The sequence below is a fragment of the Streptomyces sp. WMMB 322 genome (genome assembly GCF_900090145.1).
Taxonomy (GTDB): Bacteria; Actinomycetota; Actinomycetes; order Streptomycetales; family Streptomycetaceae; genus Streptomyces.
The window spans coordinates 1-13,780 of record NZ_FMHI01000024.1 but is presented as its reverse complement, the minus strand read 5'-3'; the positions used below and the strand labels follow the sequence as shown (position 1 = coordinate 13,780).

Genomic DNA, 13,780 nt, shown 5'->3' with positions numbered 1-13,780 from the left:
GTCCCCCATGGTTCCCGCTGGGTGCCGGGGTGCTCAGCCGCCGTAGACGTGCGGAGCGAGCGTTGCGACGAACGGGAGGTTCCGGTACTTCTCCGCGTAGTCGAGCCCGTAGCCGACGACGAACTCGTTGGGGATGTCGAAGCCCGCCCACTTCACGTCGATCGCCACCTTGGCCGCGTCCGGCTTGCGCAGCAGCGTGCAGACGTTCAGCGACGCGGGTTCGCGCGAGCCCAGGTTGGAGAGCAGCCACGAAAGCGTCAGCCCCGAGTCGATGATGTCCTCGACGATCAGGACGTGCCTGCCCTTGATGTCGGTGTCGAGGTCCTTGAGGATGCGGACGACTCCGGAGGACTGGGTGCCCGCGCCGTAGGAGGAGACCGCCATCCAGTCCATGGTCACCGGTGTCGAGACGGCACGGGCCAGGTCCGCCATCACCATCACCGCGCCCTTGAGGACACCGACGATGAGCAGGTCCTTGCCCGCGTATTCGTCGTCGATCCTCCCGGCCAGCTCGGCCAGCTTCGCGTCGATCTCTTCCTTTGTGATGAGCACCGACTTGAGGTCGGTGCCCATGTCCTTCTCGTCCACGCGTGCCGCTCTCGGTCGAGGTCCCCGGCCCACGCTGCCGCCGGCCGGAGACCGCCCCGGGAGGACGGTCAGCCGGTCGGTGTCGGCGGGGTCTGTGAGCCATGCCGGAGGACAAGTCTGCCACCCTGCCTCGCGGCCTCGACACGGCCCGGCAGGTTGATGGCGCGCTGACCTCGCCAGGCCGTGATCAGTCGGTCGACTTCCTCGATGTGGCGGGCGAAGAGCGAGCCCGCGGGGGCGCCCGCGGCGACGGCGGCGCGGCGCAGCACGCGGCGGCGTACCGCCGACGGGAGTGCGTAGAGCCGGGCGGTGTCCAGCTCCACCCCGTCCCAGCCGTCGGTGCCCGGCTGGTCGGTGCGTACGGCCCTCTCGGCCTGGAGAGCCCATGAGTCGAGGGCGTCGGCGTCGTCGCGGGAGAGACGTGCGGTACGGGCGAGCGCCTCGACGACGCCCTTGCCCAATGCTTTCTCCAGCACCGGCAGGGCCTCGTGGCGGACGCGGGAGCGGGTGTAGGCGGGGTCGTCGTTGTGGGGGTCGTCCCACACGGGCAGCGACTGTGCGAGACAGGCCTTGCGGGTGGTCTGCCGGTCGATGGCGAGGAACGGGCGGCGGTAGCGGTCCCCGGGCCCGGTGACTTCCGCCATGCCGGACAGAGAGCGCGTACCGGAACCGCGGGCCAGTCCGAGGAGCACCGTCTCGGCCTGGTCGTCACGGGTGTGTCCGAGCAGCACGGCCTTGGCGCCGCAGCGCTCGGCCATGTCGTCGAGGGCTGCGTACCGCGCTGTGCGCGCGGCGGCTTCGGGGCCGGTGTTCGTGCGTCCGATGGTGATGGCGATCGATTCGACGGGGTCGAGCCGGAGGGCGGTGAGCCGCTCGACGACCTCCTGGGCGCGATCGGCCGATCCGGGCTGAAGACCGTGGTCGATCGTCACGCCTCCCGCGCGGAGGCCGAGCCGGGGGGCTTCGAAGGCGAGGGCCGAGGCGAGCGCCATGGAGTCGGCGCCGCCGGAACAGGCCACGAGGACGAGCGGCGGCTCGTCCGGGCTGCGGGTGTCGCCGGCGTTCTCACTGACGACTGCTTGCTCGCTGAGGACGTCGTGAAGTGCGCGGCGAACCGCGAGACGTATTGCAGCGACCGCGGGGTGGGGACCCATGTCCGATTCACTTCCTCGAAGGAGTCTTGTCACGCTGAGTGTGTTGATGGTGACAGAGATGGGAGTGTTCCCAGAGCATCGCACGCGGAACAGCCATTCTCGGTCCCTCGGACGAGTGATTACCGGGGCTTCCCGTGGTCCGCCCCCGCTCCGGAGAGTAGCCGCCGGGGCCCGGCGGACACAGAGCTCCGGCGCTGTCAGCACCTGCGCACACGTCGTTCCGGTCGCTGCGGTCCCGCCGGCGCGGGGTCGCAGCGGCCAGAACGCAGCGGCCGGATCGCAGCCCTGTCCGGGCTCAGGAGCGCATGCGCGCGATCCAGTCGGCCGGGCTGGCGATCTCCGACTTCGTGGGGAGCGTGTTGGGCGAGGTCCAGACGCGGTTGAAGCCCTCCATGCCCAGCTCCTCGACGACGGCACGTACGTACCGCTCGCCCTCGCGGTACTGACGCAGCTTCGCGTCCAGCCCGAGCAGCTTGCGCAGTGCCTGGTCCAGCCGTCCGGCGCCCTTGGCCCGGCGCTTCTGGAACTTCTCGCGGATCTCCGAGACGCTCGGCACCACCTGCGGGCCGACGCCGTCCATCACGTAGTCGGCGTGGCCCTCCAGCAGCGACATCACGGCGGTGAGACGGCTGAGGATCTCGCGCTGCGTGGGCGTCTGCACCAGCTCGACGAGTCCGGCCCGGCCGGTCTCCTGCTCCTCCCCCTCCGTTCCCTGCGAGCGGGTGCCGGAGAGGGACTGGGCCACCTCGCGCAGGCGCTCCAGCAGCGTGCCGGGGTCCATGTCGGTCTCGCTGAGGAAGGCCTGGATCTCGCCCTGGATGTGGTCGCGGAGCCAGGGGACCGAGGCGAACTGGGTGCGGTGCGTCTCCTCGTGCAGGCAGACCCAGAGGCGGAAGTCGTGCGGGTCGACCTCGAGTTCACGCTCGACATGCACGATGTTCGGTGCGACGAGCAGCAGACGGCCCCCTCCGTCGGCGCCGCCGGGAAGGTCGCGGGTCACCGGGGCGAACGTCTCGTACTGGCCGAGCACCCGGGAGGCGAGGAACGACAGCAGCATGCCGACCTCGACGCCCGTCACCTTGCCGCCGACCGCGCCCAGCACGGCTCCGCCGGGGGTTCCGGCGCGGCGCTCCTGCACCTTCTCGAGCAGCGGTGAGAGCAGTTCCCGGAAACCGGCGACATTGGCGCGCACCCAGCCCGGCCGGTCGACGACGAGGACCGGGGTGTCCGACTCCGACGGGCGGTCCGGCTGCATCCGCGTGAAGCCGCGCACATGCTCCTCGGACGCCTTCGCGTGACGGCGAAGCTCCGAGACGGCCGCTCGCGCCTCCTCACGTGTCACTTCGGGGCCCGGCCGTACGAGCCGGGTCGCGGTCGCGACCGCGAGATTCCAGTCGACCATCTCCACACCACCGAGGCTCGTCATGACTTCACGGTACGTGTCAGCGCCGCCGGACGGGAGGCTGCACCGAGGGCGCAGGGTGCCTGGGCAGGAGCGTTCCGTGCCTGCCGCCGAGGTCAGCCATCCGAGGGCGAATCGCGGCAGCCGCAGTTGGCCAGCGCGGACGCGAGGCTGTCCAGGGAGCGCTGCGCGCCCTTTCCGTCGCTGGTACCGGACGTCATGAAGGCGAAGGCCAGCAGCCGGCCGTCGGCGTTCACGACGGTGCCGGCGAGGGTGTTCACGCCGGTGAGGGTTCCCGTCTTGGCGCGTACGAGCCCCGCGCCCTGCTTGCCCTTGTCGCTGCCGTACCTGCTGCCGAGGGTGCCGGTGAAGTGGGCGACGGGCATGCCGGTCAGGACGGGACGCAGTTCGGGGCGGTCGGGGTCGGCGGCGCGCACGAGGAGGCCGGTGAGCAGCTTGGGCGAAACCTTGTCGCGGCGGTCGAGGCCGCTGCCGTCGGCGAAGCGGGCGCCCTTCAGGGAGAGTCCGAGCTTGCCGAGGCGGTGGCGTACGGCCTTGCCGGCGCCCTTGAAGCTCGCGGGCTCGCCCTCGGCGAGGGCGGTCTGGCGGGCGAGGGCCTCGGCGATGTCGTTGTCGCTGTAGGTCAGCATCCGCTCGACGAGTGCGGAGAGCGGGGCCGAGCGGTGCGTGGCCAGCTCCTTCGCCTTGCCCGGCGCCCTGCCCTCCTTGGGCTTGCCCTCGACCTCGACCCCGTGCTTCTCGAGGGCCTCGGCGAAGACCTCGGCGGCGTCCTTCGCGGGCTCGGAGGACCGCGGGGCGGGGCCGTGCGGCGGGGCGTCGCCGTCCCCGCCGTCGCCGTCCCCGGAGGCGCCTTCGAGACGGGCCTCGTCGGCCATGAGCGGGCTCACGGGCGCGAGGTTGTCGTTGGTGCCGATGGAGTGGCGCAGGGGCCCGCTGTAGCGCGAAGTGTCGTACCGGAGCGAGACCTTGCCGGAGCCCTGGTCACGCAGCCGGCGGGCGGTGTCGCGCGCGAGGCCGCCCAGCGCGGTCGAGGTGAGCGTCGGATCGCCGCCGCCCTGGAGGACGACCTCACCGGAGGCCTTGCCGCGCAACGCCCGCGTGGCGATGCGGTGGTCGGCGCCGCGGGCGGAGAGCGCGGCCGTCGCGGTCGCCAGTTTGACGGTCGAGGCGGGGGTGACGGCGGTGCCGGCCTTGGTGGCGTACAGCTTCCGGCCCGTGGCCGCGTCGACGACGGAGACGGCACGGAGCTTGCCCAAGTCCCCGCCCTTCAGGAGCGGTTCGAGTGTGTCGGCCAGTGCGTCCTCGCTCGGCGGCGGCACTCCTTCCGCACCCGGGCCGTGCGACGGCTTGGCGTCGCGTCCGCCCCCCGCGGCGTCGTTCCGGGCCGCTTCCATGTCGAGTGCGGCGAGCACCTGCGGCGCTCCCGGGGAACTGTCACCGGTGTGGTTCCCGCCACTTCGCCCTTCCCCGGCGGCTGCCCGTGTGCGCTCCGCCGTACGCTGGCCCGAGTCCCACGGTCCGCTCGTGGCCACCACCGTGACGGCGAGCACCAGTCCGAGTGCGGCAGCACCGGACGTCACTCGTACGGTCTGCCGCTGCTGCGGAGTCGCGGTCCGCCAGTGCTGCCGGATCCGCCGCCCGTCACGACGGGCACGGGCCCGGACCTTCCGGTATGCCCGGATCGCGGTGTCACGCACCTGTGAGGCGGTGTCACGCACCTCGATCAGCCCCTTTCGCGCCCGTGTACGTGCGTGGGGGACACTTAATCACCAGATACATGTGCTGATCATTGAGGAGCCTTCCTTGGAGTTCGACGTCGTCATCGAGATCCCGAAGGGTTCGCGGAACAAGTACGAGGTGGACCACGTGACCGGCCGCATCCGTCTGGACCGGCACCTGTTCACCTCGACCGTCTACCCGGCCGACTACGGCTTCGTCGACCACACCCTCGGCGAGGACGGCGACCCGCTGGACGCGCTCGTGCTGCTCGATGAACCCACCTTTCCCGGTTGCATCATCAAGTCCCGCGCCATCGGCATGTTCCGCATGACGGACGAGGCCGGGGGCGACGACAAGCTGCTGTGCGTTCCCGCGTCCGATCCGCGGATGGAGCACCTGCGGGACATCCACCACGTGAGCGAGTTCGACCGCCTGGAGATCCAGCACTTCTTCGAGGTCTACAAGGACCTGGAGCCCGGCAAGTCCGTCGAGGGTGCCAACTGGGTCGGCCGTGCCGAGGCCGAGGCCGAGGTCGAAGCGTCGATCAAGCGGCTTGAGGCCCACGGCGACCACTGAAGCACCGATCCGGGCCCCCGGCGAGACGGGAGCGTACGAAAGGCGTAATCCGAAGGGTGCGTCCCCTGCCGGCGGGGGCGCACCCTCGTCCGTGCCGGAGCTGCCCGGCGGTTGCGGGCGCTGACGTCTCCGGATGGCGGTGGCCGGATGCCCGACGCGGGCAGTGGCGGTTCTAGGCCCTGTCTGACAAATAGCGTCGTACGTCCGTCAGGACGTGGGTTGCGGTGTCTGGTGCGTGCGGTCGCAAGGCGGAGGAGGAGAGCGCAGCGGGCTGCGCCGACGATCGACAACGCAGCGTGGGGGCGCCCCCGGCCGAAGGCTGGGGGAGTGCGTGCCAGGCATCGCAGCCCAGACGGGATTTGTCAGACAGGGCCTAGAAGCCGCGGGTGCGCTTGGCCGCGCGGCGGCCGGGCAGCGGCGTCTCGACTCCGGGGCTCTTGATGAACAGACGGGCCAGCTCACCGCCCAGATTGACGCCGATGGCGATGGCCAGCGCGAGGGCGACGGCCCTGGACATGCTCAGGATGCCCTCGTCCATGTGGCCCTGGGCGATGTTGAGCAGCCCGAAGTAGATCGCGCTGCCGGGCAGGAGCGGTCCGATCGCGGCCGTGATGTACGGCAGCGACGAGGAGAACTGGTAACGGGACATCAACTGCCCGAAGAGGCCGACCAGTCCGGCCGCGGTGACCGTCGCGGGCACCGCGTCGACGTTCACCGGAGGATTCGTCAGCGCCCCGTAGACCAGCCAGGCCACACCGCCGTTGAGCGTGGCCAGGACCACGGTGTGACGTTCCTGCTGGAGCAGCACGCAGAACGCCAGCGCCAGCACCATCGCCGCGAAGAGCTGGAGCACGGGACTGACCGCGCCGTGCGTGTTCTCGGGCGTGAGTTCCGCGCCCAGCTTCGAGCCGATGTAGAGCATCACCAGTACGCCGCCGACGATGCCGACGATGAGGTAGATGACCTCCAGAAGGCGGGCCGCCGCGGTGATGTAGAAGCCGGTCAGGCCGTCGTGCACGGCCGCCACCAGTGCCCGGCCGGGTATCAGCGCGAAGAGACCACCGGTGATGACGGCCGCGGCCTTGAGCTTCGTCGCCTCCTGCGAGTCGACGAGCGCCACCGCGACGCCCATCGCCGCGGGCGGCACCGCCGCGACCGTGAACTGGTAGAACTCCGGCAGCCCGCGCCCGGCGCACAGCCAGGCCAGCCTGTCGCCGAGCATCGCGCCGATCGCCGCCAGTACGAAGACCAGCGCGTCGCCACCGACGAGCAGGGACGCCGCGCCGGAGAGCAGACCGCTGGCCAGGGTCAGCGCGTTCTTGGAGTACGGGTGGCGGTTACGGCGTATGGCGGCCAGTCGCCGGTAGGCCTCCTCCAGCGTGACGTCGCCCTTGGTGATGTCGTCGACGAGTCTGAAGACTGCTGCGAGACGCGTGTAGTCCGTGCCGCGGCGGCGTACGGTCCGGCCGACCGTGACCGGGTCGTCGACCAGCGAGGGCTGGTGCGTGATCGAGATCAGCGTGAAGGTGACGGTGGGCTCGCAGCGGTCGAGCCCGAACGCGTGGGCCACTCCGAACATCGCGGCCTCGACGTCCTCGGCGCCCTCGCCGCCGGCGAGCAGCAACTCGCCGATGCGCAGCGTGAGGTCGAGCACGCGGGGCACGGCGGGGCCGGTCTCCGTGTCCTCGGAGCGGGTGAGCCTCTCCGGCGCGGGCCGCTCCGCGAGCGGCATCCGGATCATGGTGCGCATCCGGTCCTGCCAGGGGCCGCCCGGCTTGATCAGGGAGACCTTGGGGATGCCGTCCGGCGGGGTGAAGGCGCTGCCGAAGTCCTGCGGCGGCGATGTCAACAGCCCCTCGGGAATTGCGAATTCCGAGCTCGGGTGCTCGTCCTCGGGTATTGGTGGCAGCGGCATGCCCAGGGGCGGTGTGAACGCGCTGTGCACCTCGTCGGCGAGTTGCTGCCGGGTCTCCTCCGGGGAGTCCCCGTTCTCCACCGTCCGGCCGTTGCGCTTCCGCTCCCCGCCCACTTTCTGCCCCCTCCCTGACTGTCGCATCCGCGGCCTTCGTCCGCCCCCGTCCGCTCCTCCGAAGCATATGAGCGCCCCCGGGTGGAAGTCCCGGTCAGGGTGCCCGTGAGGGTGCTTCCCGACACGCCCGGGACGGCGTCGGGGACGGGCGGAAGGCCGTGTGGTGCGCCGCCGGGCCTCTTCAGCGGCCCAGCGCCCGGCAACGGCGCACGGGGAGCGTGAAGAACACCACACCGGGGGCGACGGCCAGGCCACGGCAGGCAGCAGGGTGTGCTCCGTCGCTCACGAACCGCCCTCGCCCCGCACGGGGTTGGCGAACAGTTCGCGTACGGCCTGCGCGGTGGGGTGGCCGACATCGGGGTCCACCCGGCGACCGCGCCCGTCCACAAGGCATGGTGCCGGGCGAGGTGAACGCGTCAGAGGTCCATGCCGATGAGCTGCTTCACCGGCCCGCGAACGGGTTCCCGGTGCCGGGCGGGAGCACGTCGACCTGCCGCTCGCCCTCGCCCGCCATCACGTACGCACCGTTCTCGAGGCGCTCCACGAGAGCTCGCGCCCACTCGGCGCCGCTGTCGGCGTTGTGGACCCAGAGCTTCATGATCTCGCCGATGTGGCCCCACTCCTCGGGGGTGCTCTCGTCCGGCGCCCAGTGGCGCGTCACCTCCTGCCGCCACTCCTCAAGGGCCGCGATGCGCTTCTTGAGCAGCGACACGGCCTCGTCGCGGGGCAGGTCGACGATGAAGCCGACGCCCGAGGTGAGCACGTCCTGCTTCTCGTCGATGGAGGTGAGCGCGTGGCGCAGGAGCCTCATGAACTCGGCGTCGCCGGCCTCGGTCACCTCGTACTGCGTGCGGGGCGGGCCGCCGGCCGTGCTCGGGGCGGTCTCGTACTGGCGCAGCAGGCCCTGCTTGGCCAGCTGCTTGAGAGCGTGGTAGATCGAGCCCGGTTTGGCGTTGGACCACTCGTGGGCGCCCCAGAACTCCAGGTCGTTGCGGACCATGTAGCCGTGTGCCCGCCCGTGTTGGCGCACCGCGCCCAGCACCAGCAGCCGGATCGCCGACATCGTCTCCCTCTCGCACTCCGGCGCGTCGCGCCGCGTCGCCGCAAGCCTAGGGGGTGGTGTCCCGGACCGGCGGTGCGCGGGCGACGAAGCGGGCTGCGGGGCCGCGCGCCGGCAACCGGCGGCTACTCCTGGGGGGCGCCCCCGAAGGCCGACCAGTCCGGCTCGGGCATGGCTCCGGTCTCGAAGACGAGGTCGAAGGCGCCCTTGCCGTCGATGCTCTCCCTGATGACGTCGGCGTGCCCCGCGTGCCGCGCGGTCTCCTCGATGAGGTGCAGGAGCGCCCAGCGCCAGGAGCGCTTGCCGCCCTCGTCCCACGGCACCCTGGGCGCCTCGAACGTCTCGTTCAGCGAACCGAGGGCGCGCACGGCCGCGTCGGTCTCGTTCGCCACACGTTCGTAGAGGTCGAGCAGCACCTGGACGGTCTCACCGTCGCCCGGGTGGAAGCTGTCCTCCCACTCACCGGCCGAGGCCGCGTAGTCGAACTCCTCGCCGCCGGCCCGGAGAGTGCGCAGCCAGCCGCGCTCCCCCACCGCGACGTGCTTGAGCACCCCCGCGAGCGAGAGCGCACTGGCCGAGGGGACGCTGCGGGCCTGCTCCTCGGTCAGCCCGTGCAGCGAGCGCCGGATGCCGCCGCGCTGGGCGTCCAGATAGGCCAGGAGCGCACCGCGCTCGTCACCGGTTTCCTCCGGCTTCACGACTACGGGCATGGTCGTCACCTTCCGCCAGGAGCCGCCCGTTCCGGCGTCTCTCGATGACGGCAACGCTAGGCGGCCTTGCGGCCAGGATCTGTCCTCAAGGGTGGCGACGGCGCCGCCGCTCTCCCTGTGCCTCAGAAGGGGAAGCCGCTGCGGTCGTGCTGGATGGAGATCCACTTGGTGGTGGTGAAGGCGTCCACCATCTGTTCGCCGTTGAGCCTGCCCAGGCCGGAGTTCTTCTCGCCGCCGAACGGGACGATCGGCTCGTCGACCACCGTGGTGTCGTTGATGTGGACCATGCCGGTCTCGATCCGGTCGGCCACGCGCAGACCACGGTCGATGTTGCCGGTGTGCACGGCGCCGCCCAGACCGTACGGGGTGTCGTTCGCGACGCGCACGGCCTCGTCCTCGCCGTCGACCGGGATGACCAGGGCCACGGGGCCGAGGATCTCCTCCCGCAGAGCGGGCGAGCCGTCGGGGAGGTCGGTGAGGATGGTCGGCGAGATGAGGTTGCCCCGCTTCGTGCCGCGCACGAGGGCGGTCGCGCCCTCCGCGATGGTGCGCTCCACGAGCGAGTGGACCTTGTCGGCCTGGACGGGGTTGATGAGCGGCCCGATCTGGGTGTCGGGATCGCGGGGGTCGCCCGCCTTCAAGGTCTTCACCTTGGCGGTGAACTTCTCGTTGAACGCCTTGCAGATGCTCTGGTCGACGATGATGCGGTTGGCCGACATGCACACCTGGCCCTGGTGCACGAAACGGCTGAAGACCGCGGCGTCCACCGCGTAGTCGAGGTCTGCGTCGTCCAGGACGAGGAGCGCGCTGTTGCCGCCCATCTCCAGCACCGCGCGCTTGAAGTGCGAGGCGGCCACGGTGGCGACCTGACGGCCCACCGGTTCGGAGCCCGTGAAGGAGATGACCTTCGGCACCGGGTGCGAGATGAACGTGTCACCGATCTCGGCGGTGTCGCTGATCACGACGTTCAGCACGCCGGGCGGAAGTCCCGCGTCCTCAAGGATCTTGGCGACCAGCGAACCGCCGCACACCGGCGAGTTCTGGTGCGGCTTGAGGACGACGGCGTTGCCGAGAGCGAGGGCCGGCGCGACCGTCTTCAGCGACAGCAGCAGCGGGAAGTGGTACGGCGTGACGACGCCCACGACCCCCACGGGGACGCGGTGCACACGGTTTTCCTTGCCGTCGATCGGTGACGGCAAGATCCGGCCCTCGGCACGCAGCGCCAAGTGGACGGCCTCACGCAGGAATTCCTTGGTCTGGTGGAGCTCTATGTTCGCTTTCAGCCGCGTACCGCCGACCTCGGCGATGAGCGCCTCGCTGATCTCCTGCTCGTTGTCCTCGATGATGCCGATCGCGCGCTCGAAGACCTGCCGCCGCGTGTACGGATTCGTCTTCGCCCAGTTGCGCTGGTGCCGTTCGGCCGCACGGTAGGCGTGGTCGACCTCTTCGGACGTCGCGACCGTGATGGCGGCGAGCTTGTCGTCGTTGAACGGGTCGAAGTCGATGACATCCCAGGAGCCGCTTCCTTCGCACCACTGGCCGTCTATGTACTGAAGCGCCAGGTCCGTGAAGTAGGACATGTCATTCCTTCGTGGGGCAGGAACAAGTTGTGCAACGCCGCCTGGGGTTGGCGGACCTGGCACAACTCCCGTACTGGTAGCTGGTCATCGTACTTGCAATTCAGCCGAGCCGGCGTATTGCCTGAAGATGATCGCGCGTGCGCACGGGGGACAGACTGTCCTTCACCAGTCGGCTCAACACCTGGTCATAGTGGGCGACTTCATCTTTCTTGTCCAGGTAAAGAGCACTGGTCAACTGCTCGAGATACACCACGTCGTTCAGATCGGACTCGGGGAAGCGCAGGAGCGTGAAGGCACCGCTCTCGGCCGGGTGACCGCCCAGCTCGAACGGCACGATCTGAAGGGTGATGTTGGGCGACTCCGAGACCTCGGCGAGATGGCGCAGCTGGGCGTCCATGATCTCGTGCGAGCCGAACGGGCGGCGCAACGCGGCCTCGTCGAGGATGCACAGCAGCTTCGGGGCGTTCTCACCGGACAGCAGCTTCTGCCTCTCGGCGCGCAGGGCGACGCGGCGCTCGACCTCCTCGTACGGGATGTGGCTCTGGTGGCCGGCGGTGACGACGGCGCGCGCGTACTCCTCCGTCTGCAACAGGCCGTGCACGAACTGCACTTCATAGGTGTTGATGTGGGAGGCGGACCCCTCCAGGCCGACGTACGTCTGGAACCAGCCGGGCAGCACGTCGCTGTAGCTGTGCCACCACCCGGCTATGCTCGATTCCCTCGCGAGCCCGAGCAGCGGCTCCCGCTCGGTTTCGTCGACCACTCCGTAGAGCGTCAACAGGTCGGCCACGTCACGGGCTTTGAAGCTCACGCGGCCCAACTCCATCCTGCTGATCTTGGATTCGGATGCGCGGATCGAATAACCGGCCGCCTCGCGGGTGACGCCGCAGGACTCTCGGAGGCGGCGGAGCTGAGAGCCGAGCAGGATGCGCCGCACCATCGACCCGCTTGAGCCACTCGCCCCGATTGCGCCGCCGCTCACACCCATTGCCGGTTGTGTCTCCATTTTCGAGGAACCCTTCACCCTGCTCTGAAGGAAGTGTGCCATCAATGCGCTTCGTTGCGTGCCCGGGTGATTACACACGATCGAAAGTCTCGCGTGCACGTGCATCTGCCCTTGCATCTGCCGTGGGCATTGGGAACCATGGGCACCGGACAAGTGCACTGCATGTCAGGGCAGTTGTGGAAGACGGGGTACGGGGACCGAGGAACAGCGAGACCAATCGGGACAGCAATTCGACCGGATCCACACAGGATCATCACTGCCGCGAACGCCAGGAGTGGCTCGTCATGGGGACCGAAGGATCGACTGTGCTGGAGCCCTTGTGGCGCGGCCTCCCGCACCTCGACCACTCGACCGTCTCCGGGTCCGCCACCTGTGCACTTCCGGCTCGCTTCGACGCGGTCAAGAGTGCACGGGACTTCACCCGTGAGACGCTGCAACGCTGGCGGCTGGAGGGCGAGTTCGACACCGTCGCCCTCGTCGTCTCGGAACTGGTGACCAACGCACTGCGACACGGACTGACGGCTCCGCCGACCCCGGTGCCCGACCCGTCCTCCCCGGTGAGACTCGACCTGATGCGCTGGGCGTCACGGCTGGTGTGCGCCGTGCGCGACCCGAGCGGCGCGCCGCCGGAGACCACCAACAACTGCACCGAGTACGGGGACTTCACCGCCGAGTCGGGCCGGGGTCTGTGCCTCGTGGAGTCCTTCAGCGACGGCTGGGGCTGGCATCCGATGACCGGCATGATGCGCGGCAAGGTCGTCTGGGCGCTCTTCCGCCTCACGTCCGTGCGGCCCCTTTAGTCCGCACCCGGGCAGGCCGCATCCTGGCGGGCCGCACCCGCGGCACGGGAGTCACGGCTCCGGGGCGTGAGGGCGCCGGAGTGCGAGGCGGCCGGAACGGCGCCGGGGCCGGCCGTCGTGTTCCGTGATTCGCCGGCGGACGGCTCAACCTCCGCCGCAAAAAAGGCGTCTTCACTGACGGCCCGGCTGCCGCAGCGGGGTCAGTCCTGCACGAGGTGGTCGAACTCGCCGTCCTTGACGCCGAGAAGCATCGCTTCGATTTCCGCGGGTGTGTAGAGCAGCGCCGGGCCGTCCGGGAAGCGCGAGTTCCGTACGGCGATGTCACCGCCAGGGAGCTTCGCGAACTCCACGCAGGTTCCCTGCGAGTTGCTGTGCCGGCTCTTCTGCCACTCGACCCCGTGCAGGTCCCTGGCGGCCATGCCGTTGTACGGGTGAGGCACTTGGATCTCCCGGCTGGTGCGGTGGGGGGTGTCGCACAGTGCGCGGTGGGGACACCGTTGTCCTTCAACTGCCCCGGATCATAGCCCCGTTCATGTGCTTATGCATGTGCCGATGCACGTGCACGACACCCTGTCGCTGTGCCATCACAGCCGGTCAAAGCCCCTCGCGGAGGGCTGATCACCCATCACCCGGAGTCCACGGGTTCCGCTTCCGGCCGACATCGGAGCGGTACGGGAGCAGGGCGTACCGCGGTGCCCCGGGTGACGTCCGCCGACGAACGGAGTGCCCGCACACCGAACCATTGACTTCAAGGTAACTTCAACTTCTACGGTCGTCCCGAACCGCCCGACCCGTCGCCCGCCCCGCAGGAGTCTCAATGACGAAATCAAGCGGCTTGCGTGACCGGTGGGGCGGAGGTGAAGACCCTTCCGTCACGCAGCAGCGCCCACATCACGCTCGCTCGTCGGCGGGCCAGGGCGATGATGGCCTGGACGTGTTTGCAGCCCTCTCCGCGCTTCTTGAGGTAGAAGTCCCGGTTCGGTCCCTCGCGAATGATGCTGGTCTGCGCGGACATGTAGAACACCCGGCGCAGGCGGCGGCTGTAGCGCTGGGGCCGGTGCAGGTTGCCGGTGCGGCGCCCGGAGTCACGCGGGACCGGCACCAGTCCGGCCGCAGAGGCCAGATGGCCGGCGTC

13 protein-coding genes are annotated in these 13,780 nt (G+C 69.9%); 2 read left to right on the top strand and 11 right to left on the bottom strand.

Annotated elements, in window-relative coordinates; all coding sequences use genetic code 11:
- Window positions 1-33: 33 nt before the first annotated feature.
- From hpt to dacB, 4 genes are all read right to left on the bottom strand, one after another.
- A complete protein-coding gene (gene hpt / locus H180DRAFT_RS27310; RefSeq protein WP_055488876.1) occupies window positions 34-573 on the bottom strand; it encodes a hypoxanthine phosphoribosyltransferase in 540 nt (179 codons plus the stop codon).
- 83 nt (window positions 574-656) lie between these two features.
- Entirely contained in the window at window positions 657-1,742 is a 1,086-nt protein-coding gene (gene tilS / locus H180DRAFT_RS27305; RefSeq protein WP_055488831.1) for a tRNA lysidine(34) synthetase TilS, read from the bottom strand.
- 295 nt (window positions 1,743-2,037) lie between these two features.
- A complete protein-coding gene (locus tag H180DRAFT_RS27300) occupies window positions 2,038-3,168 on the bottom strand; it encodes a zinc-dependent metalloprotease (protein ID WP_055488830.1) in 1,131 nt (376 codons plus the stop codon).
- 92 nt (window positions 3,169-3,260) lie between these two features.
- Window positions 3,261-4,883 (bottom strand): D-alanyl-D-alanine carboxypeptidase/D-alanyl-D-alanine endopeptidase, encoded by a 1,623-nt coding sequence (dacB, locus tag H180DRAFT_RS27295; RefSeq protein WP_055488829.1) that lies wholly within the window; start codon window positions 4,881-4,883, stop codon window positions 3,261-3,263.
- Window positions 4,884-4,968: 85 nt separating this feature from the next.
- Between dacB and H180DRAFT_RS27290 the strand changes: the two genes are divergently transcribed.
- Window positions 4,969-5,460 carry an inorganic diphosphatase gene (locus tag H180DRAFT_RS27290; RefSeq protein ID WP_028438011.1) on the top strand — a complete coding sequence of 164 codons (492 nt, stop codon included), beginning with the start codon at window positions 4,969-4,971 and terminating at the stop codon, window positions 5,458-5,460.
- 373 nt (window positions 5,461-5,833) lie between these two features.
- Here the strand turns inward: H180DRAFT_RS27290 and H180DRAFT_RS27285 are convergent, their stop codons facing one another.
- From H180DRAFT_RS27285 to H180DRAFT_RS27265, 5 genes are all read right to left on the bottom strand, one after another.
- Complete coding sequence (locus H180DRAFT_RS27285) at window positions 5,834-7,489, bottom strand: threonine/serine exporter family protein (protein ID WP_055488828.1); 1,656 nt, start codon at window positions 7,487-7,489, stop codon at window positions 5,834-5,836.
- A gap of 442 nt (window positions 7,490-7,931) precedes the next feature.
- A complete protein-coding gene (locus H180DRAFT_RS27280) occupies window positions 7,932-8,552 on the bottom strand; it encodes a PadR family transcriptional regulator (protein ID WP_055488827.1) in 621 nt (206 codons plus the stop codon).
- A 122-nt stretch (window positions 8,553-8,674) separates the two neighbouring features.
- Complete coding sequence (locus H180DRAFT_RS27275; protein ID WP_055488826.1) at window positions 8,675-9,259, bottom strand: DinB family protein; 585 nt, start codon at window positions 9,257-9,259, stop codon at window positions 8,675-8,677.
- Between the two features lie 122 nt (window positions 9,260-9,381).
- The gene (locus H180DRAFT_RS27270) at window positions 9,382-10,839 is read right to left on the bottom strand and encodes an aldehyde dehydrogenase family protein (protein ID WP_055488825.1); all 1,458 of its coding nucleotides are present in this window, start codon (window positions 10,837-10,839) and stop codon (window positions 9,382-9,384) included.
- Window positions 10,840-10,939: 100 nt separating this feature from the next.
- The gene (locus H180DRAFT_RS27265) at window positions 10,940-11,806 is read right to left on the bottom strand and encodes a helix-turn-helix domain-containing protein (RefSeq protein WP_055488875.1); all 867 of its coding nucleotides are present in this window, start codon (window positions 11,804-11,806) and stop codon (window positions 10,940-10,942) included.
- A 323-nt stretch (window positions 11,807-12,129) separates the two neighbouring features.
- Here H180DRAFT_RS27265 and H180DRAFT_RS27260 point away from each other — a divergent pair, with 323 nt between their 5' ends.
- A complete protein-coding gene (locus tag H180DRAFT_RS27260) occupies window positions 12,130-12,645 on the top strand; it encodes an ATP-binding protein (RefSeq protein WP_055488824.1) in 516 nt (171 codons plus the stop codon).
- A gap of 200 nt (window positions 12,646-12,845) precedes the next feature.
- On the opposite strand, the gene H180DRAFT_RS27255 is transcribed toward H180DRAFT_RS27260, so the two are convergent.
- Window positions 12,846-13,085 carry a DUF397 domain-containing protein gene (locus H180DRAFT_RS27255; protein ID WP_055488823.1) on the bottom strand — a complete coding sequence of 80 codons (240 nt, stop codon included), beginning with the start codon at window positions 13,083-13,085 and terminating at the stop codon, window positions 12,846-12,848.
- Window positions 13,086-13,471: 386 nt separating this feature from the next.
- Window positions 13,472-13,780, bottom strand: a 309-nt coding sequence (locus tag H180DRAFT_RS27250) for a transposase (protein ID WP_139151381.1), incomplete at its 5' end; no start/stop codon positions are given.

Coding starts and splice junctions, on each gene's coding strand:
- hpt (WP_055488876.1), bottom strand. CDS start 573: ATGGGCACCGACCTCAAGTCGGTGCTCATCACAAAGGAAGAGATCGAC.
- tilS (WP_055488831.1), bottom strand. CDS start 1,742: ATGGGTCCCCACCCCGCGGTCGCTGCAATACGTCTCGCGGTTCGCCGC.
- H180DRAFT_RS27300 (WP_055488830.1), bottom strand. CDS start 3,168: ATGACGAGCCTCGGTGGTGTGGAGATGGTCGACTGGAATCTCGCGGTC.
- H180DRAFT_RS27280 (WP_055488827.1), bottom strand. CDS start 8,552: ATGTCGGCGATCCGGCTGCTGGTGCTGGGCGCGGTGCGCCAACACGGG.
- H180DRAFT_RS27275 (WP_055488826.1), bottom strand. CDS start 9,259: ATGCCCGTAGTCGTGAAGCCGGAGGAAACCGGTGACGAGCGCGGTGCG.
- H180DRAFT_RS27270 (WP_055488825.1), bottom strand. CDS start 10,839: ATGTCCTACTTCACGGACCTGGCGCTTCAGTACATAGACGGCCAGTGG.
- H180DRAFT_RS27260 (WP_055488824.1), top strand. CDS start 12,130: ATGGGGACCGAAGGATCGACTGTGCTGGAGCCCTTGTGGCGCGGCCTC.